Raw genomic sequence first — 19,711 nt, forward strand, 5'->3', positions numbered from 1 at the left:
CGGGCCTCACGCCTCCCAGAAATCGCTCATATGCGCAAAGAGCCGATCGGCTCCGGCGGCGGACAATATAGCGCGGCCGTCGCGCGCGCGATAATGGCTGCCACCGACAAATCCCCAGACGGTCATGCCGGCGGCCTTGGCGGCCTGCACACCGCTGACGCTGTCCTCGACCACCAGCGTGCGCGCGGGCTGCGCGCCCATCTTGTCTGCCGCGTAGAGGAAGAGATCTGGCGCCGGCTTGCCGCGCGCGACCATCTGCGCGGTGTAGATCCGATCGCCGAAATGGGCCCGCAGACCGGTGACGTCGAGCGAGAGCGAGACGCGATCGATGTCGCTCGATGAGGCCACGCAGACCGGCACGGTCAACCCCGAGATCACCGCCCCTACCCCCGGGATCGGCTCCAGCGAGGCGGCAAACGACTCGAGCACGCGCGACTTCAATCCCGGCAGGAAGCTGTCCGGTAGCGACTGCCCGAGATCACGATAATGCTGCTCGATCGCCTTGGTGCTGCGCCCGAGAAACAGTTCCAGCGCCTGCGCCTCGCTGAGCGCGAGACCGACCTCGGCCAGCGCTTCGGACAGACAACGGCAACTCAAAAGCTCGCTGTCGACGAGCACGCCGTCGCAGTCGAAGATGATCAGATCGGGTTGTGGCTGGCCTTCGTTCATCCAGCCATTCGATCATATACCCAATCGCTGAGCAATAGCTCACACACAAGACGACCCGCGGTTCAGTTCGGCCGGGTCAATGCGCCACCTGCCGGTAGATCGCCGGCAGTGCCCCCGGCAACCGCTTGATGTTGCCGACGATGGCGTAGCCACCGCGGCCGAACAGCGTCGGAAAATAGGATTGCGCGGTCGCGTCGATCGTCACGCCGAACACCGCAATGCCGAGCCGGCGTGCTTCCTGCACGGATTTCCTGGTGTCTTCGACCGCAAAGCGCCCTTCATAGTGATCGACGTCGTTCGGCTTGCCGTCGGTGAGGACGAGCAGCAGCTTCTTGCGCTGCGGCTGGCGCGCGAGCCCGGCCGCGGCGTGGCGCACCGCCGCGCCGATCCGCGTGTAATAGCCGGGCCTGAGCGCCCCGATGCGGCGCTCCACCACCCCGCTCATTGGTTCGCCGAACGCCTTGATCGTTTCGAGTCGCACCCAGGAACGCCGACGTGAGGTGAAGGTCAGGATGCTGTGGTGGTCGCCGCAAGTCGACAGCCCGTGCGCGAGCACGAGCAGCGCTTCCTTCTCGACGTCGAGCACGCGATAGCCGTCGACCCAGGCATCGGTCGACAGCGAGACGTCGACCAGCAGCGTGACGGCGAGATCGTGCCCTTGGGGGCGCATCGCGACATGGATGCGATCGAGACCGCCGCCGCTGCCGGCACTGAGATCGCACCGCGCGCGCACCAGCGCGTCGAGGTCGAGATCATGTCCGTCGCTCTGGGCACGCATCATCTCGTGACGCGGACGCATGACCTCGAAGCGGCGACGCACCTGGCGAATGCGTCGGCGCATCGCGTCATCCGCCGTCCAGTTCTCGCCTTCCTCGGACGCCGCAGCCTCGAGCACGCGGCAATGATCCGGCAGATAGGAGCCGCTGCGATAGTCCCATTCGGGATAGGTCAGGTCCGCATTCAGCTGCGAGGCGTCGAGGGCCTCCGGCGGCAGGTCGAGATCGAACTTGAACCGGCTCGCCGGCTTGCCAACGCGGCGGCTGAGCGTGATCTCCTCGAGATCGTCGGCTGCTTTCTGCGCATCCTCGTCCTCGCTGTCGTCAGCCGGGCGGTCGACATTGACCATCTCGGCCATCGCGAGGATCTTCTCGAAGCGGTTCAGCACGAACGGATCGCGCCGATTGGCGTCGTCCTCGCGCTCGCGGACGGCAAAGCGCTTGCGATCGTCCTTCGCCGCGGCCGTTGCGCCCGGCGCGCATTCGTCTTCGTCCGCATGTGCGGGCGAGAGCTCGCGCGTCCAGCAATCGCCCCAGAGCGGGCACGGCAGGATCGCGCGATAGCCCGGCGGCGCCTTGTCCGGCAGCGGGCCCGTCCCCATCATCGCCGGCCACAGTCGACCTGCAGGCGCCTTTGCCGTTCCGAGCAGGGCCAGGACGATCTGCTCGATCTCTTGCTCGATCCGCGGCAAGGGGCGACGAGGCCGGGCCTCGGCGGTGGCCGCGGCAAGCTGCGCGTAATCGGCGCCGAGCCCTGGGAATTGCGTGAGCACCCAGACCGCGGTCTTGCTCGCCCGGCGCAACATCAAGAGATCCCACCGCAGCGGATCGGCTTCCGCGACCGCCTCGATCGGCGCGGCTGCGAACCACGCCGCAAGCCAGCGATAAAGCGTTGCGTTCAGGGCCCGGTCGGGAAAGATCGCGATGCGATCGGGCAGGAAGATGGTTGCCGCGTCGCGGCCCGGGTGCTCAAGTCGCTCGTCTCCGAGGCCGATGCGCTGCCGCCAGCCGAGACGATGGCCCGCCCTGCGCGCGCCTGCGCTGGCGATCTGAACGCCGGTCTCGCCGCCAAGCGCGCGGAACATCACCGCGAGCCGGCTTCTCACCTCTGCAAGCGAGACGGCGTGATCGGCATGAACCGGATAGCTCGCGGTGCCGCCGACCATCCGGTGCCAGGCGCGACCGACCGTTTCCTCCAGTTCGAGGAAGTCGAGCATGGGCCTCACCCGATCATGGCGCGCGCGACGTCGAGAAGCGCCGCCTTCACATCGACGTCGTCGGTCAGCGGCTCGATCATGCCGGCCAGCACGGCGTCGGCGATCGGTGTACCAGCGGCAATCAGCGTCGCGCAATAGACGACCAGCCGGGTGGAGACGCCCTCCTCCAGATCGTGGCCCTTCAGCGCGCGCAGCCGGCCGGCCAGCCCGACCAGCGGCCGCACGCGCTCCGGCGACAGCCCGCTTTCGGTGGACACGACGGCGATTTCCTGCTCGGACGGCAGGAAGCCGAATTCGACGGCGACGAAGCGCTGCCGCGTCGACGGCTTCAGCGCCTTCAGCAGCGTCTGATAGCCGGGATTGTAGGAGACCACGAGCATGAAGCTCTTCGGCGCCGCGAGCTCCTCGCCGGTGCGCTCCAGCGGCAGGATGCGGCGATCGTCAGTCAGGGGATGCAGCACCACGGTGACGTCCTTGCGCGCTTCCACGACCTCGTCGAGGTAGCAGATGCCGCCCTCGCGCACCGCGCGCGTCAGCGGACCGTCGGTCCATACCGTGTCGCCGCCCCGCAACAGATAGCGACCGGTGAGATCGGCGGCGGTGAGATCGTCGTGGCAGGCGACGGTGTGGAGCGGCAATCCGAGACGCGCCGCCATGTGCGCGACGAAGCGCGTCTTGCCGCAGCCGGTCGGCCCCTTCAGCAGAACCGGCAGCTGATGCCGCCAGGCGTGCTCAAACAGCGCGCACTCGTTGCCGCTTGCGACATAGGCCGGCAGCTCGGGCGCCGACGTCACCGTGTGAAGGGCAGCTTTCATGATGTTTCTCCGGACCTTCCAGGAAGCTGGCGGCCGCGGCGAACCGCGGCCGCCGATTGCATTCATTCAGCCGGCTGCAGCGCGCCGGGGATGACCGCCTGCTTGGCGCGACCGGGCACCAGCACGGCCCAGACGAACATCAGCGCGGAGATCGCGACGAATACGCCTGAGCCGAGCCTGACCCAGTAGAACATCGCGAGCTGGTCCTGCACGTCCATGTAGCCCTGGCCGAGCACGCGCTGGAGATGGACCTGGACCACGCCGGCGAAGGTCAGTGCGAAGGTCATCACCATCATGGCCGTGCACATGATCCAGAAGCTCGCCATGGAGAGCCACTGGTTGTAGGGCGCGCGTCCCCTGATCTGCGGGATCGCATAGGCCATGACGGAAAGATTGAGCATCACATAGGCGCCGAAGAAGGCGAGATGGCCGTGCGCCGCGGTGACCTGGGTGCCGTGGGTGTAGTAGTTTACCGAGGACAGCGTATGCAGGAAGCCCCAGACGCCGGCACCGAGAAAGGCCATCACCGAGCAGCCGACCGACCACAGCAGCGCAGCGCGGTTCGGATGCTTGCGGCCGGCCCTCCATGTCATCTGCACCGTGAAGATCACCATCGTGAAGAACGGTGCCACCTCCAGCGTGGAGAACAGCGAGCCGATCCACTGCCAGTAGCCGGGCGCGCCGATCCAGTAGAAGTGATGGCCCGTGCCGAGAATGCCGGAGAACAGCGCAAGGCCGATGATGACGTAGAGCCACTTCTCCACGACCTCGCGGTCGATGCCGTTGAGCTTGATCATGAGATAGGCCAGCACCGAGGCCATGATCAGCTCCCAGACACCCTCGACCCAGAGATGGACGACGTACCACCAGTACATCTTGTCGACTGCCAAATTCGCGGGATTGTAGAAGGCGAACAGGAAGAAGATCGCAACGCCCCACAGGCCGAACAGCAGGATGTTCGTGATCGTGGTCTTGCGGCCCTTCAGTGCCGTCATCGTGACGTTGAACAGGAACATCAGGCAGACGACGACGATGCCGACCTTGATGATGAAGGGCTGCTCGAGGAACTCGCGGCCCTCATGGTAGTGGAAGAGATAGCCGACCACGGCCACGCCTGCGGCGCCAAAGAACATCCAGAACTGGATCTTTGCCAGCAGCGGGCTGTACAGCTCGGTCTCGGTCTCCTCAGGCAGCAGGAAATAGGTCGCGCCCATGAAGCCGATCAGCGACCACACGATCAGCGCGTTGGTGTGGATCATCCTGACGATGTTGAACGGCAGGAGCGTCGACAGCGTGTTGGGCAGGACGTAGATGGTTCCGGCGACGAGGCCGAACAGGACCTGCGCGAGGAACAGGGTCAGCGCGCCGTAGAAATACAGCATCGCGACTTTCTGGGTTTGGTATTTCATCTCGGATTCTCTCTGTCTTGGAAGAGGAAAGCAGCGTGCTCAGCCGGCCTTGTTCGGCGGCCATTCCTGGCGCTTGATCTTGCTGGTCCATTGCAGGAAGTCGGCGAGATCGTCGAGTTCCTGGTCGGTGAGGTCGAACTGCGGCATCTGCCGCCGGCCGGGCGCGCCCGAGGGCTGCGACTGCATCCAGGCCTTCAATGTCTCGCGCGCAGCGGCCGGGTCCTCGTTGCCGCCCCAACGATCCCAGACGTTGCCGACTTCGGGGGCGAAATAGGCGCCCTCACCCAGCAGAGTGTGGCAATTGATGCAGGAGTTCTTTTCCCAGACATGCTTGCCGCGGGCGACCGACGACGTCAGCGTCGTGGCGTCGGTCGACGTCGTGGCCATGTAGTAGTGGCTGTGTGCCGTCAGCCCTATGAAAATGGCGAAGAAGAAGGCCGAGCCGCCGTAGAAGACATTTCGAGCGGCCGACTTGGTCAGGCGTTCAGCCATTGCCAATCCTTTCCGGTTTGATTCCTGCGAAATCGCGATGGTGGGATTTATTGCCGCTCTGCCCGGCCCGTTCTTTGTCAGGGCGCAATGAGCGCATCAGATCAGGGCGACGATGGCCGAGGCGAGCCAGGCAAGCAGCAGCACGATGAGGATCCAGCTCGCGACGAGACCGCGCCAGAGCGATGGGACGGCGCGCAGATCCATGAAGTCGAGCGCGATCCGGTGGCCCTTGAGTGCGGCGAAGACGAGCACCACGGCGTTGCCGAGCAGCGCCCGCGGTATCAGCGGCGGCAGCAGGATGGTCGCAAGCGCAAGGCCGATCAAGAGGATCCAGGTGGTGTCAACACGATCGGGCATCGTCATTTCACCAGATAGAGAATCGGGAACATCACGATCCAGACCAGATCGACCATGTGCCAGAAGGCCGTTGCCGTCTCGACACCCGATATCTCGGCGCGGCGGCAGACCACGGCGAGAATGATGATGCCGAGGCCAACGTGCAGGAGATGAAAACCGGTCAGCAGGAAGTAAAGCGTGAAAAAGAGGCTGGTCTCGAGCCCAACCCCGCGCCCGATTTCCTCGGCGTACTCGGCGAGCTTGATCGAGATGAAGAGGCCGCCGAGCGCCATCGCGCCGAGAAGCCAATATCGTGTCGTTGACCGCTGTCTGTTCCGCGCCGCCCGGGTCGCCCGCGCCGCCGCCCAACCGCTCGTCACCAGCACGATGGTGTTGAGGCCGGCGAGATGCGAATCCAGCATGGCTTGCCCGGCCGCGAACTCCGCGGGGTGAATCGCGCGGGTGACAGAGAAGGCGCCGAGGAACAAGCCGAAGGCGACGAGCTCGCTGAAGATCAGCACCCAGATCATGGGATCGCCGGGGAGATCCTGCAGAATTCCCCAGCCTGTTTCCTGCTGTTCGCACGCGGCCGTCGACATCGTCTCTCCGGATCAGGGCACCGGAAAGGCTTAGCTGACCCGTCCAGTTCGGAGTTTGTCGGAGGACAAACTCGCGAATTGCCGGGCGTCTGTTTGCGCCGACGCAACGTCCGGCCGGCCGGATCGCGGTACGAACCGGCTCAGGGTTCCCCAGGGAGTGGCGAGTGACGATATGAGCGACGCACAAATCGGACTGATGACGGCGACTCCCATCATCATCGCCTTCGCCATCGCGCTCCGGCGAATGGGGGTGCTGTCGACGGTGGCAACCGTATCGGCGGTGAGCCTCTCCGTCGCGATCGCGACGGTCCTGTTCACGACACAGTAACGACATCGATGTCGGACCGCAGCCCGGATGGAGCGCGGCGTCGTCCACAGATCATTGAAATTGCGCCAAATAGCTTTTCTTGCTGCGAAACGAATTCAAACCATTGACTTCCACGGCGGGAACTCAAAACTCCAAATCCAGGAGCGCCTGACGCAGCCAAGAGCAAGCAAAGGCCAGCTTGTCAGGAGAGCAGTTGTCGGGAATTGTCTACATCGTCGATGAGGACGCCTCGTTTCGGACAGAGATCCAACGCCAACTGGAGAAGAGCGGATACCGCGTGGTCGCCTATGAATCGGCGGAGCGCGTATTGGAGCAGCGGCCCGACGAAAACGAACCCGGCTGCATTCTCCTCGATGTTCGGATGTCCGGCTTGAGCGGACCGGCGCTCCAAAGCCGCTTGCTGGAAGACGGCTCAGCTCTCCCGATCGTGTTTCTAGCCGACCATTTCGACGTCAGCACGATCGTCAAGGCCATCAAGGCTGGCGCCGAAGACTTCCTGGTCAAGAGTGTCCAGTCGGACCAGCTCCTTCCCGCAGTCGAGCGTGCCCTCGCGCGTCACTGGTCATCGCTCTTGGCCAATCGTGAATTCGACACTCTGCGAAGTCGGCTTGCAACCCTGACCCCGCGCGAACGACAGGTGTTTGTCCTTGTTGTTGGCGGCAAGCTCAGCAAGCAGGTGGCTTACGAGCTTGGAACGTCGGTACGGACGATCAAGGCGCACCGCAAGAAGGTGATGGAGAAAATGAGAGCTGGAAGTCTGGCTGAACTTGTATCGTTCGGCGAACGGCTGGGCGTCAGCACGCATGACGACTGATGGATCTGATGCAACGCTATGGCAAGCCCGAACCGGTTTCCCGCCGGAAAACCGTCGGTGTAACACCAACGAACTTCCGGAAGACCCGGTTCAATTGAGGCGTATCGCTAAACCCTACCGCAAGTGCCACGTCTCCGAGCGAAAGCCCGCGCGTCGACAGCAGCCTTTTCGCACGGCGAATCCTCTCGGACAGGACATATTGGTAGGGTGGAAGCCCAACCGCTTCCTTGAATGCCCTGATGAAGTGATAGGGGCTCAGCCCAGCCACGCCCGCCAGGTCGGATATCGAAATTTCGCTCGCGATCTGGGCATCGACAAACTCCTGAACTAGCCTGAGCTGACGTGCAGTCAGACCTCCCCGAACCCGGTTCGGACGCGATCGCCCCGTGTCGGCGGCGTGTCGCAGTTCCCACAAAAGCAAAAGCCCGAGTGTCTCCGCATAGGCATGGTCGTTTATGCCGGAGCCATCGACGACTCCTTGAAGCTTTCGGAGCGTCGCTTTGATATTGTCGTTCTCGAAATAGAGCGACGGAGGCATTTTCGAGATTCCATCGACATCCACAACTGAATTGGGCGGGGTGAGATGCACAGCAAAGACAGACGAGGTGCCGCCCTCGAAACGATTCCAGCCCTGCACCGAAGATCCGATCGGTGCGAAGGTCAGCCTGTCGCGAAGGTCAGTTCGTGTTGACCGGCTCCCTCCATCAATCGTCGTCTCTCCGTCGGAGCGAACAGAATCATGCAACGCCAGGAAAGCCGAATCTCCCCCGACGCGAAACTCCAGCTCCGTGCGCCAAAAGCGGTGGAGTTCGGCAGAGAACCAGGTCCACGACGTCCGTTTGGTCAAGGCGCGAGAGCGCGTCCCAGCGTGTCGCTGATGCCATTCGAGCTTACCGGGTGGCTCCAAGATCTTCCTCCAAGAGATATCGCTTGCTTCGGGCGACGCGAATGCGCGCGCCTATCGCAACCTTCCGGATAGCTTCGACGAGCTACCGCCGCTGGTTGTACACGTCGATGCACACTGCCCCCAGCAGCACCAGGCCCTTGATCACCTGCTGATAGTCGATGCCGATGCCGAGAATGGACATGCCGTTGTTCATCACGCCCATGATCATGGCGCCGACCACGGCGCCGCCGACGCGCCCGACGCCGCCATAGGCCGAGGCGCCGCCGATGAAGCAGGCGGCGATGACGTCGAGTTCGAAGCCGAGACCCGCTTTGGGCGTCGCGGTGTTGAGGCGCGCGGCGAAGACGAGGCCAGCGAGCGCGGCAAGCACGCCCATGTTGACGAATGTCAGGAACGTCAGTCGCTCGGTCTTGATGCCCGACAGGCTCGCCGCCTTGGCGTTGCCGCCGACCGCGTAGATCTGCCGCCCAATCACGGTGCGGCGGGTCACGAAGCCGTAAAGCGCGATCAGCGCAGTCATGATTACAAGCACATTGGGCAGGCCGCGATGCGAGGCGATCAGATAGGTGAAATAGAGCACGGCGCAGGCGAGCAAAATGCTCTTGCCGAGGAAGAACGCATAGGGCTCGACCTCGATGCCGTGCGACTGCTCGCGCGACCTTCCCTTGGCACTGGCATAGACGAGCCCGAGCGCCAGCACGGCGCCGATCAGCATGGATGTCGGATGCAGCGTGCCGGCCTCGGGCAGCAGTTCCGGAATGAAGCCGGAGGACAATTTCTGGAAGGTCGCCGGGAACGGCCCGAGCGACTGGCCCTGCAGCACCGCGAGCGCAAGACCCTTGAACACCAGCATCCCCGCCAAGGTGACGATGAAGGACGGGATCTTGAAATAGGCCACCCAATAGCCCTGCGCAGCGCCGATGGCGGCACCGACCAGAAGGCAGGCGATGAACGCAAGCGTGTAGTCGACCTTGTAGGTCACCATCAGCACCGCGGCCACGGCGCCGATGAAGCCCGCGACCGAACCGACCGAGAGGTCGATATGGCCGGTGACGATGACCAGCAGCATGCCGAGCGCCATGATGACGATATAGCTGTTCTGCAGCACCAGGTTGGTGAGGTTGAGCGGCTGCAGCAGCGTGCCGCCAGTCACGACCTGGAAGAACAGCATGATCGCGATCAGCGACATCAGCATGCCGTAATTGCGCAGATTGTTCTTGATGAAGCTGCCGTGCCGGCGCTCCTCGGGCAGCGACACCGTCTTGTCGGTCATGGCTGCGATCCTCCCATCTCCGCGGCCTCAGGCACGCTGTTTCCATTGCTTCGTTGGTTGCGCATGATGGCGCGCATGATCTTTTCCTGCGTCGCCTCGGGGCCCTTGAATTCCCCGACGAAGGCGCCATCGTTCATGACGCAGATGCGGTCGCAGATGCCGAGCAGCTCGGGCATCTCCGAGGAGATTACCACGACGCCGCGGCCGGCCTCCGCCAGCTCGTTGATGATACAGTAAATCTCGTATTTGGCACCGACGTCGATGCCCCTTGTCGGCTCGTCCAGGATCAGCACCTTAGGGTCGGTCATCAGCCATTTCGACAGCACCACCTTCTGCTGGTTGCCGCCGGAGAGCTGGCCGGTCTCCTGGTAGACGTCGGAGCAGCGGATGCGCATGCGGCTGCGGTAGTCGCTGGCGACCTTCAGCTCGGCGATGTCGTCGATCACCCTCCTGGGTGCGATCTGGTCGAGGCTGGCGAGCGTGATGTTCTTGCGGACGTCGTCAGCGAGGATCAGGCCGAGCTGCTTGCGGTCCTCGGTGACATAGGCGAGGCCGGCGTCGATCGCGGCTGCGACGCTCGGCAGCACCATCTCCCTGCCTTCGAGCCGGAGAGAGCCGCTGATCGTTGTGCCCCAGGAGCGGCCGAACAGGCTCATGGCGAATTCGGTGCGGCCGGCCCCCATCAGGCCCGCGATGCCCACGACCTCGCCTCGCCTGACGCTGAAATTGACGTTCTTGATCACCTGTCGTTCGGGATGGATGGGGTGATAGACCGACCAGTTCTCGACGTCGAGCACCGGTTCGCCGATCTTCGCGCTGCGCTCCGGGAAGCGGTGCGCGAGATCGCGGTTCACCATGCTGCGGATGATGCGATCCTCCTGGATCGGCTCGGCGTGACAGTCGATGCTGTCGACGGTACGGCCGTCGCGCAGCACCGTGATGTGGTCGGCGACCTTGGCAACCTCGTTGAGCTTGTGCGAGATCAGGATCGAGCCGATGCCCTGCTCGCGAAATGTCATCAGGCGTTCGAGCAGAGCGGCGCTGTCGGCTTCGTTGAGGCTCGCCGTCGGCTCGTCCAGGATCAGCATGCGCACCCGCTTGGACAGGGCCTTGGCGATCTCGACCAACTGCTGCTTGCCGACGCCGAGATCGGTGATTAGCGTATCGGGGGACTCCTTCAGGCCGACCTGCGCCAACAGTTCGCGCGTGCGCCGGTAGACCTCGTCGCGATCGATCACCCCGAGCTTCGACGGCGGATGCGACAGGAAGATGTTCTCCGCGATCGACATCAGCGGGATCAGCGCCAGTTCCTGGTGAATGATGATGATGCCGAGCGCCTCGGAATCGTTGATATCACGGAAGCGCCGCTCCTCGCCTTCGAAGATGATGGTGCCCTCGTAGCTGCCATACGGATAGACCCCGCTCAGCACCTTCATCAGCGTCGATTTGCCGGCGCCGTTCTCGCCGACGAGGGCATGGATCTGCCCGGCCTCGACCTGAAAGTTGACGTCGCGCAGCGCCTGCACACCGGCAAAGCTCTTGCTGACGTTGCGCATCTCCAGCATTGCGGTCATGGCATCATGTCCCTTGGTCGCTAACTTCACCTCGCCTCGCTTGCGGGGAGAGGTCGATCGCGTAGCGATCGGGTGAGGGCGAGTCTCCGCGTGGGCAGCTATCACCGTCCTCGTGGAGAGCCCCCCTCACCCTAACCCTCTCCCCGCACGCGGGGAGAGGGAAGAGAAAGTTACTGGAACTGCGACTTCTTGTAATAGCCGCTGTCGACCAGCACCTTCTCCCAATTGTCCTTGTAGACCACCACCGGCTTCAGCAGATAGGACGGGACGGTCTTGACGCCGTTCTCGTAGGTCTTGGTGTCGTTGACAGTGACCTCCTTGCCGGCGAGCGCGGCGTCGACCATGTCGGCTGTCACCTTGGCGAGGTCGCGAGTGTCCTTGAAGATGGTCGAATACTGGTCGCCGCGCAGCATGGCCTTGATCGATGGCACTTCGGCATCCTGACCCGAAATGATCGGCATCGGCTGGTCGGCGCTGCCATAGCCGACGCCCTTTAGCGAAGAGATGATGCCGATCGAGATGCCGTCATAGGGCGACAGCACGGCATTTAGCTTCTTGTTGCCGTAGTAGGCGCTGAGCAGATTGTCCATGCGCGCCTGCGCGGTGGCACCGTCCCAGCGCAGGGTTGCAACCTTGTCCATGCCCATCTGGCCCGAGGCAACGACGAGCTTGCCGCTGTCGATGTAGGGCTTCAGCACGCTCATCGCGCCGTTGTAGAAGAAGTAGGCGTTGTTGTCGTCGGGCGAGCCGCCGAACAGCTCGATGTTGAAGGGACCCTTGCCTTCCTTCAGCCCGAGCCCCTGCTCGATCGACTGCGCCTGCAAGACGCCGACCTGGAAATTGTCGAAGGTCGCATAGTAGTCGACGTTGGGCGTGCCGCGGATCAGGCGGTCATAGGCGATCACCGTGATGCCTTTTGCCTTCGCCTGCTTGAGCACGTCGGACAGCGTGGTGCCGTCGATCGCCGCAATCACCAGCGCTTTCGCGCCCTTGGTCACCATGTTCTCGACCTGCGAGAGCTGGTTCGGAATGTCGTCCTCGGCATATTGCAGGTCGGTGTTGTAGCCGCGCTCCTTCAGCACCTTGACCATGTTGTTGCCGTCGTCGATCCAGCGCGCCGACGATTTGGTCGGCATGGCGATGCCGACTGTCGCCTTCTGGGCGGAGGCGGTCACGCCCGTGGCCATCGTGGCAGCGCCGGCCAGCGCCAGCGCGAGGAATGTCGTCTTCAGCTTCAGCATGTTTCACTCCCTTGGGTATCAGACTGTTTCTTCGTGCCGTCGAGAACGTGGTCGTGGAATGCCTCTGGTCTCCTATGCGAGCTTGACGTCGGGCTCCGCGCGTCCGCGCGCGGATACCTCCAACAAGAAAGTGCAACCGGCTTGCCGATCGGCGGCGCGCGCAGTCGAGTCCATGTCCTGCCAGGCCGAGGTGACGAGCAGGCGCGACAGATCCGGGCCGACAAAGGCGGGACAGCTCGCCTGCTTTGCCGGCACGATCAGTGAGCGCAGGCGCTCGCCCTGCGGCGAATAAACATCGATCCGGCCCGCGCCCCAGCAGGCATTCCAGATCTTTCCGTCGGCACCGCACACCGAGCCATCAAGGCCGCCGATGCCGCTGTGGCGCAACAGCACCTCCGGCTCGCCGCGCGGCAAGCCGGTCGCGGGATTGAGCGGCACCGCGTAGAGCACGGCGCGCGGGGTGTCGGTGAAATAGCCGGTGGCGCCATCCGGCGAGAAGCAGATCGAATTGGGAATGTTGATGCCGGAAAACAGCGTCGAGATCTTGCCGCGATGGAACGCATAGATCGCGCCCGCGCCTGCTTCCGCCTGGCGTCCCATGGTGCCGATCCAGAACGTGCCGGATTGATGCACCCGCGCGTCGTTGGAGCGGGTCGCGGGATTGTCGGCTTCGAGCGGACAGAGCAGCGTCATCGCGCCATCGGCGAGCTTGCGGATGTAGAGACCGTCCTCGGCGACGATCAATTGGCGCTCCGCATCGATGCGTCCGAGCGCGCTCGCCATCCGGCCGAGCGCGTGGACGCGGATGCTGCCGCTGTCGAGCTGCGCCTCGAACAGCAGTCCTTCGCGGATATCGAACCACCAGGCAGTGTCGGTGGTCGCGTCATAGGTCGGCCCTTCGCCCAGATGGCAGGGATGGCCCGAGAGCACAGTCGTGGGCACCTGTTCCATCATGGTGACCTCACTGAAAAGCGATAGACCGTATGATGGCGATAGACTTCGCCGGGGTCGAGGCGCGGGCTCGGAAAATCCGGCCGGTTCGGCGCGTCCGGCCAGATGTGAGGCTCCAGGCACATGGCGTCCGATTGACGAATGAGCTTACCGCCCTTTCCCAAGATCGTGCCATCGAGATAATTGCCGGAATAGACCTGGAGCCCGGGCTGGTCGGTGAACAGCTCCATGATGCGGCCTGAGCGCTGCGCCTCCAGCCGGGCAGCTAACGCGAGCTTGCCGTCGCGGGCGAGGCAGTAGGTGTGGTCGTAGCCCCTGCCGTTCTGCAATTGCTGATCGCTCTCGCGGATCCGCTCGCCGACCGGCCGCGGCTCACGGAAGTCGAACGGCGTGTCGGCAACGCGGCGCGGCGGCTCCGACAGCGGAATGGCGGTGGGATCGATCGCCAGGAAATGGTCTGCGGCGACCGTCAGCTTGTGGTCGAGAATGGAAGTAGCCGACGTCGCGCCCTCGAGGTTGAAGAAGCTGTGGTTGGTCAGGTTGACGATGGTCGGCCGGTCCGTCCGCGCCTCCATGATGAGCGAGAGTTCGGCCGGCCCCGTGATGCGATAGGTCAAGCGCACGTCGAGTCGGCCGGGATAGTTCTCTTCGCCATGCGGGCTGACACAGGAAAGCGTCACCGCGGGTTCAGCGCCCTCGTCCAGGTCCGCAAGCTCCCAGAGCTTGCGGTCGAATCCGTCGAGGCCGCCGTGCAGCGCATTGGGGCCGTTGTTGACGGCAAGCTGCACCGTGTTGCCGTCGAGCGAAAACTGGCCCTTGGCAATGCGATTGGCGTAGCGGCCGACGGTTGCGCCGAAGAACTTTCGTTCGGCCAGATAGCCGGCGAATGTGTCATGGCCGAGCACCACGTCGTCGTGGCCGCCCCGCGCATCCGGGGCGATCAACGCTTGAAGCACGGCGCCATGAGTGATGATCCGCGCCTCGAAGCCGCCCTGCCCGCGCAGCACAATGCGTTCGACATTGCGGCCGTCCGGCAGCGTCCCAAAATCGTCTCTAGTGATTTTTGATGCGGCCATGTTCAATCCACAAACGGCTCCACGATCGTGCGCTTGCCCAGCAGGAAGGCGTCGGCGACGAGACGCAGTGGCGTCAGATCCATGTCGCTTGCGCCGGTCGCCGCGAGTTCGACGAAGCGCCGGTAGAGGCCGCGATATTCCTCATCGGGCGCCTCGGCAAGCACCTTGCCGTCGACAGACATGCGCGCGCCGCCGCTGGACAGAGTCATCCGGCCCCGATCCGTTTCGACGATAATATCCCAGCTCTGCGGCCCGGTCTGGCGGAAATCGAACTCGGCGGTCACAGGCAGGCCGCTGATATCAGTCAGTGTCAGGTTCGCTGCGATCGGTGCCTGGCAATTGGCCGGGAAGGCCAGCTCGGCCGCGGTGACGAACACGGGCTTCGGCAGAATCCTGGTGAGGATCGACAGCGCATTGATGCCGGGATCGAACACGCCGAGGCCGCCGGGCTCCCAGATCCAGGCCTGGCCGGGATGCCAGACGCGGACGTCTTCCTTCCAGCTGATGTGCACGGAGGCGATGCGGCGCTCGGCGAGCCATTGCCGCGCCGGCTCGACCGCCGGCGCATGGCGCGAATGCCAGGTCGCAAACAGCGTGCGCTTCGCCTCCGCCGCCATTGCGATCAACGGATCGAGCTCGGCAACGCCGGTGCCGGGCGGCTTCTCCAGCATGACATGCTTGCCGGCGGCAAGGGCTGCCGCTGCCTGGGCCCGGCGCACCTGTGGCGGCGTACAGAGCGACACCGCATCGATCGGCGGCCCCTGCTCCAGCAGTTCCTCGATGGTGGCAAAATGCGGCAATTCCGGCAGCGAAGCGTTGCGGCTGGCGACGGCCGCCAGTGTCGCGCCCGGCACCGCGGCGATCGCGCCGACATGCTGGTCGCGCGCGATCTTGCCGAACCCGACGATGGCGATGCGAAGGTCTGTCACGCTCGTTCTCCAGTATCCGCTGACGGCAGCGCCTCGGCCGGCGCGGTCTCGATCGCGGCACCCTCATGGCGATGCATTCCATTGTGAATGACGAAGACCATCGCTTCGGCGGCAGCATCGGCATCGCCGACCGCGATGGCATCGACGATCTTCTGGTGCCACAACAGCACAGTGTCGCGATCCTCCGGCTCGACCGGGGCGCTGAGCAGGAACGATGCGCGCAGCGCGGCCTCGATGACGTGCCCGATCGAGCGCATGAACAAATTGCCCGAGGCACGCGCCACGGCCACGTGAAGCGCGAGATCGGCATCGGCAAAGCCCGCCGAGTCGGACGCCTCACGCCGCATGCGCTCCATGCTGCGCCGGAGCTCGGCAAGGTCTTCCTCCGACCGCTGCGTCGCCGCGAGCATGGCCGCACGCGGCTCGACCGCAAGTCGGATCTCGGCGAGATCGTTGAGGAAGCGCTTGTCGATGCCGGCGTCGAGGTGCCAGGCCAGCACATCGGCGTCGAACATGTTCCAGGCGCCGCGCTCGCGCACGACGGTCCCGACCCGCGCCTTGGTGGTGAGCAGGCCCTTGGCGACCAGCGTCTTCACGCTCTCCCGCAGCACCGGCCGCGACACGCCGAACATCGCGATCATCTCGGCATCGCCCGGCAGACGTGTGCCTTCCGCATAACGGCCGGCGATGATGTCGACGCCGATCGAACGTGCCACCTCCGCATGGTTGGAGTGGGCCCGCCGCGTCGGGATGACGAGGATGCGAGAGGTCATGACGCCGCTCCTGCGCTCTTGACCACCGGCCTGCGCGCCAGCGCGACCAGCCCCTGCTGCAAGGCGATGAAGGCGAACAGTAGCACGCCGGTCGCGATCTTGGTCCACCAGCTCGACAATGTGCCGTCGAAATTGATGTAGGTCTGGATCAGGCCCTGGATCAGCACGCCGAGGAAGGTGCCGATCACCGAGCCCTGGCCGCCAGTCAGCAGCGTGCCGCCGATCACGACGGCGGCGATGGTGTCGAGCTCGACACCGACGGCGGAGAGCGAATAGCCGGCGCTGGTGTAGAAGGAGAAGACGATGCCGGCGATCCCCGCGAGCAGGCTCGACAGCATGTAGATCTTGATCGTCATCTTGCCGACGGCAACGCCCATCAGGCTTGCGGTGGTTCGGTTGCCGCCGAGCGCATAGACGTTGGCGCCGAACCGGGTGAGACGCAGAAGCAAGGCGCCGCCGATCACGATCGCGAGCATGACGATCGCGATCGCGGTCAGTCGCCCCCCGCCGGGCATCCGCAGCGCGAAGTCCGACACGGTGGAATAGACCGGGGCGGTGATCGGCACCGATTCGGTCGAGAGCAGGAAGCTCGCACCGCGCGCCAGGAACATGCCGGCAAGCGTCACGATGAACGGTGGCAAATCGAAGACATGGATCACCGCGCCCATCGCCGCACCGAAGGCCGCCGAGAGCACGAGAATGGCGACGAAGGCGACCAGCGGCGGCATGCCCCAGCGCTCGATCGCGAGCGCGACGAACACGGTGGTGAAGCCGATCACCGATCCGACCGAAAGATCTATGCCGCCGGAGATGATCACAAATGTCATGCCGGTCGCGACGATGCCGAGGAAGGCGTTGTCGGTGAGGAGGTTTCCTACCACGCGCGTCGAAGCAATATTGGGAAACTGCATCGCGCAGAGCGCGAAGCCCGCAACGAGCACGATGGCCGTGATGAGGACGGGCGGCAGGCCTTTCATGCCTTGGTCCTCCGCAGCCGCATGGCAATTCCGGCGAGCCCCGACAGCTTCGGCGATTGCAGCAGCAGCACCGCGAGCACCACCACGGCCTTGACCAGCAGGTTGAACTCCGGCGGATAGCCCGACAGCAAGATGCCGGTGTTCATGGTCTGGATGATGAGCGCCCCCAACACGGCGAGCACGAGGCTGAAACGGCCGCCGAACAGCGAGGTGCCACCGATCACGACCGCGAGGATGGCGTCGAGCTCGAGCCAGAGGCCGGCATTGTTGGCATCGGCACCCATGATGTCGGCCGCCGCGATCACGCCGGCGAGCGCGGCGCAGACGCTGCACCAGACGTAGACCGAAAGGATCATGGCGCGGGTGCCGACGCCGGCGAGCTCGCTCGCCCGCGCATTGCCACCGATTGCCTCGATCAGCAGCCCGAGCGCCGAGCCGCGCACCACTGCGGCGGTGAGGATCAGCATGCCCAGGGCGATCACGACCGGAACCGGCAGGCCGAGTACCGAGCCATTGCCGAGCCAGACCAGGTCCGGTGAGGAAAAGGTGACGATGCGCCCCTCGGTGATCAGCTGGGCGATGCCGCGTCCCGCCACCATCAGGATCAGCGTGGCCACGATCGGCTGCATGCCGAGCACGGCGACGAGGAAGCCGTTCCACAAGCCGCAGACGAGTCCGGCGCCAAGCGCGGCCGCCAGCACGATCGGCAGCCCGTGGCTGTCGGCGAGGCCGGCCGCGATGGCGCCCGAAATCGCCATGACGGCGCCGACTGAGAGATCGATACCGCGCGTCGCGATCACCAGCACCATGCCGAGCGTGAGCAGTGCCACGGGCGTGCCGCGATTGAGCACGTCGATCAGGCTGCCGAACAGCCGCCCGTCCTGCAGGCGCAGGTCGAAGAACTGAGGCGATACGATGCGATCGACCGCCAGGATGACGATCAACGCCAGGACCTGGGCAAGGCCGCGGCGCGGCAACAGTGCGGTCATGCCCGGCCCTCATGCGCAGTCGCGGCGCCATCGGCGGCGATCGCCGCGAGAATGTGGCCGACGTCGATCGCCTCTCCAGCGAGCTCCTCGACATGGGCGCGGTCGCGCAGCACCACGACTCGATCCGAATAGGTCACGATCTCGTCGAGCTCGGAGGAGATCACCAACAGCGCCAGGCCCTCGTCGCACAGTTCGCGGATCAGGCGGATGATTTCGGCATGCGCGCCGACGTCGATGCCGCGGGTCGGCTCGTCCAGCACGAGGAGCCGCGGCGAGGTCGCGAGCCAGCGCGCCAGCAACACCTTCTGCTGATTGCCGCCGGAAAGCAGTCCAACGGGACGTTCCGGATCAGGCGGGCGGATGTCGAGCATCTTGACGTAGCGGCGCGCGATCTCGTCCTGCTCGCGGCGCGACAGCGGGCGATAGAGGCCGCGCTTGGCCTGGAGCGCGAGCACGATGTTCTCGCGCACGCTGAGCTCGGCAATAATGCCGTCGGTCTTGCGTTCCTCCGGGCAATAGCCAAAACCGTGGCGCACACCGTCGCGCGGCGACTGCAGCCGCACCGGGACGCCCTCTACCTTGGCCTGCCCGAGATCGGCGCGTTCGGCGCCGAACACCAGCCGCGCCGTCTCGGTGCGGCCCGAACCGAGCAGTCCAGCAAGTCCCACGACCTCGCCATGGCGCAGCTCGAGATTGAACGGCGCGACGTAACCGGCCTTGCCGTAACCTTCGAAGCTCGCGCAGATCTCGCGCGCCTTGTGCTCGGTGACAGAAGCCCGCGCGCTGGTGGTCTCTGCAAGCTCGCGACCGAGCATCATGCGGATCAGGTCGAGGCGCGGCAGCGAGACTGTCTCACGCTCGCCGACCAGACGGCCGTTGCGCAGCACCGTGATGCGGTCGGAGATCTCGTAGACCTGATCGAGGAAGTGGCTGACGAAGACGATGCCGATGCCGCGCTGCGCGAGCTGGCGCATGATGCCGAAGAGAATCTCGACCTCATGGCGGTCCAGGCTGGCAGTCGGCTCGTCCAGGATCAGCACGCGTGCGGAGAGATCGACGGCGCGCGCGATCGCGGTGACGTGCTGGATTGCCACCGAATAGTTGCCGAGCGGCGCGGCGACATCGATATCGAGACCGAAATCCGCGAGCAGTGCCTTGGCGCGGCGGCGCATCTCGCCTTCGCGCACGATGCCGAAGCGCATCGGCTGGCGGTCGAGGAACAGGTTCTGCGCCACCGACAGGTTCGGCAGCAGGTTGACCTCCTGGTAGACGGTGGCGATGCCGGCGCCAAGCGCCGCCTTGGCCGAGCGCGGCGCGACCTCTTCACCACTGATCCTGACGATGCCGGCATCGCGCGGGAATACGCCGGTGATCACCTTGATCAGTGTGGACTTGCCGGCGCCGTTCTCGCCGAGCAGGGCATGGATCTCGCCGGCGCGCAGCGTGAAGTCGACCTCCTGCAGTGCACGCACGGCGCCGAAACTCTTGCTGATCCCGCGCACCTCAAGGAGCGGCGGAGCAGGATCGGGGCTGTTTTCCATCGCAACGTCACTCCCACCGGCGTCC

Annotated in this window: 20 protein-coding genes; 2 read left to right on the plus strand and 18 right to left on the minus strand. The window is 64.7% G+C overall.

Annotated elements, in window-relative coordinates; all coding sequences use genetic code 11:
* Window positions 1-6: 6 nt before the first annotated feature.
* The 7 genes from IVB23_RS07195 to IVB23_RS07225 all read right to left on the minus strand — a co-directional run bounded on the left by IVB23_RS07195 (window position 7) and on the right by IVB23_RS07225 (window position 6,313).
* Window positions 7-669, minus strand: a complete 663-nt coding sequence (locus tag IVB23_RS07195) for an HAD family hydrolase (protein ID WP_197965137.1) — start codon at window positions 667-669, stop codon at window positions 7-9.
* A gap of 76 nt (window positions 670-745) precedes the next feature.
* Window positions 746-2,662, minus strand: coding sequence for a VWA domain-containing protein (locus tag IVB23_RS07200; RefSeq protein ID WP_247803078.1), 1,917 nt, complete (start codon window positions 2,660-2,662; stop codon window positions 746-748).
* 5 nt (window positions 2,663-2,667) lie between these two features.
* Complete coding sequence (locus tag IVB23_RS07205) at window positions 2,668-3,477, minus strand: CbbQ/NirQ/NorQ/GpvN family protein (RefSeq protein ID WP_197965139.1); 810 nt, start codon at window positions 3,475-3,477, stop codon at window positions 2,668-2,670.
* Between the two features lie 62 nt (window positions 3,478-3,539).
* Window positions 3,540-4,886: a cbb3-type cytochrome c oxidase subunit I gene (locus IVB23_RS07210; protein ID WP_247803079.1), complete on the minus strand. Its 1,347-nt coding sequence runs from the start codon at window positions 4,884-4,886 to the stop codon at window positions 3,540-3,542.
* Between the two features lie 39 nt (window positions 4,887-4,925).
* Window positions 4,926-5,378 carry a cytochrome c gene (locus IVB23_RS07215; RefSeq protein ID WP_061883255.1) on the minus strand — a complete coding sequence of 151 codons (453 nt, stop codon included), beginning with the start codon at window positions 5,376-5,378 and terminating at the stop codon, window positions 4,926-4,928.
* Window positions 5,379-5,474: 96 nt separating this feature from the next.
* Window positions 5,475-5,735 carry a cytochrome C oxidase subunit IV family protein gene (locus IVB23_RS07220; RefSeq protein ID WP_247803080.1) on the minus strand — a complete coding sequence of 87 codons (261 nt, stop codon included), beginning with the start codon at window positions 5,733-5,735 and terminating at the stop codon, window positions 5,475-5,477.
* A gap of 2 nt (window positions 5,736-5,737) precedes the next feature.
* Window positions 5,738-6,313: a cytochrome c oxidase subunit 3 family protein gene (locus IVB23_RS07225; protein WP_247803081.1), complete on the minus strand. Its 576-nt coding sequence runs from the start codon at window positions 6,311-6,313 to the stop codon at window positions 5,738-5,740.
* 172 nt (window positions 6,314-6,485) lie between these two features.
* On the opposite strand from IVB23_RS07225, the gene IVB23_RS07230 reads away from it, so the two are divergent.
* Both IVB23_RS07230 and IVB23_RS07235 read left to right on the plus strand, forming a co-directional pair.
* A complete protein-coding gene (locus IVB23_RS07230) occupies window positions 6,486-6,641 on the plus strand; it encodes a hypothetical protein (RefSeq protein ID WP_085965373.1) in 156 nt (51 codons plus the stop codon).
* Window positions 6,642-6,834: 193 nt separating this feature from the next.
* Window positions 6,835-7,455 (plus strand): response regulator, encoded by a 621-nt coding sequence (locus IVB23_RS07235; RefSeq protein ID WP_061883257.1) that lies wholly within the window; start codon window positions 6,835-6,837, stop codon window positions 7,453-7,455.
* A gap of 16 nt (window positions 7,456-7,471) precedes the next feature.
* On the opposite strand, the gene IVB23_RS07240 is transcribed toward IVB23_RS07235, so the two are convergent.
* From IVB23_RS07240 to IVB23_RS07290, 11 genes are all read right to left on the minus strand, one after another.
* Window positions 7,472-8,302 (minus strand): helix-turn-helix transcriptional regulator, encoded by an 831-nt coding sequence (locus tag IVB23_RS07240; protein ID WP_247803082.1) that lies wholly within the window; start codon window positions 8,300-8,302, stop codon window positions 7,472-7,474.
* Window positions 8,303-8,444: 142 nt separating this feature from the next.
* Window positions 8,445-9,635 (minus strand): multiple monosaccharide ABC transporter permease, encoded by a 1,191-nt coding sequence (mmsB, locus tag IVB23_RS07245; RefSeq protein ID WP_061883259.1) that lies wholly within the window; start codon window positions 9,633-9,635, stop codon window positions 8,445-8,447.
* A complete protein-coding gene (gene mmsA, locus IVB23_RS07250; protein ID WP_247803083.1) occupies window positions 9,632-11,209 on the minus strand; it encodes a multiple monosaccharide ABC transporter ATP-binding protein in 1,578 nt (525 codons plus the stop codon). The genes mmsB and mmsA overlap by 4 nt, the downstream gene beginning before the upstream one ends.
* Window positions 11,210-11,379: 170 nt before the next feature.
* Window positions 11,380-12,450, minus strand: a complete 1,071-nt coding sequence (gene chvE / locus IVB23_RS07255; protein ID WP_276578563.1) for a multiple monosaccharide ABC transporter substrate-binding protein — start codon at window positions 12,448-12,450, stop codon at window positions 11,380-11,382.
* A gap of 72 nt (window positions 12,451-12,522) precedes the next feature.
* Window positions 12,523-13,401: an SMP-30/gluconolactonase/LRE family protein gene (locus tag IVB23_RS07260; protein WP_247804787.1), complete on the minus strand. Its 879-nt coding sequence runs from the start codon at window positions 13,399-13,401 to the stop codon at window positions 12,523-12,525.
* Window positions 13,401-14,477, minus strand: a complete 1,077-nt coding sequence (locus IVB23_RS07265) for an aldose epimerase family protein (RefSeq protein WP_247803084.1) — start codon at window positions 14,475-14,477, stop codon at window positions 13,401-13,403. Before IVB23_RS07265 ends, IVB23_RS07260 begins: the two co-directional genes overlap by 1 nt.
* A gap of 2 nt (window positions 14,478-14,479) precedes the next feature.
* Window positions 14,480-15,406, minus strand: coding sequence for a Gfo/Idh/MocA family oxidoreductase (locus IVB23_RS07270; protein WP_197965149.1), 927 nt, complete (start codon window positions 15,404-15,406; stop codon window positions 14,480-14,482).
* Window positions 15,403-16,179 carry a FadR/GntR family transcriptional regulator gene (locus tag IVB23_RS07275; RefSeq protein ID WP_197965150.1) on the minus strand — a complete coding sequence of 259 codons (777 nt, stop codon included), beginning with the start codon at window positions 16,177-16,179 and terminating at the stop codon, window positions 15,403-15,405. The genes IVB23_RS07270 and IVB23_RS07275 overlap by 4 nt, the downstream gene beginning before the upstream one ends.
* Complete coding sequence (gene yjfF / locus IVB23_RS07280) at window positions 16,176-17,156, minus strand: galactofuranose ABC transporter, permease protein YjfF (protein ID WP_197965151.1); 981 nt, start codon at window positions 17,154-17,156, stop codon at window positions 16,176-16,178. The genes IVB23_RS07275 and yjfF overlap by 4 nt, the downstream gene beginning before the upstream one ends.
* The gene (locus IVB23_RS07285; RefSeq protein WP_247803085.1) at window positions 17,153-18,145 is read right to left on the minus strand and encodes an ABC transporter permease; all 993 of its coding nucleotides are present in this window, start codon (window positions 18,143-18,145) and stop codon (window positions 17,153-17,155) included. The genes yjfF and IVB23_RS07285 overlap by 4 nt, the downstream gene beginning before the upstream one ends.
* On the minus strand, window positions 18,142-19,686 hold the full coding sequence (locus tag IVB23_RS07290; protein WP_197965153.1) for a sugar ABC transporter ATP-binding protein: 1,545 nt from the start codon (window positions 19,684-19,686) through the stop codon (window positions 18,142-18,144). Before IVB23_RS07290 ends, IVB23_RS07285 begins: the two co-directional genes overlap by 4 nt.
* Window positions 19,687-19,711: the final 25 nt, after the last annotated feature.

Origin of the sequence: Bradyrhizobium sp. 191 (assembly GCF_023100985.1) — a bacterium.
Taxonomy (GTDB): Bacteria; Pseudomonadota; Alphaproteobacteria; order Rhizobiales; family Xanthobacteraceae; genus Bradyrhizobium; species Bradyrhizobium diversitatis.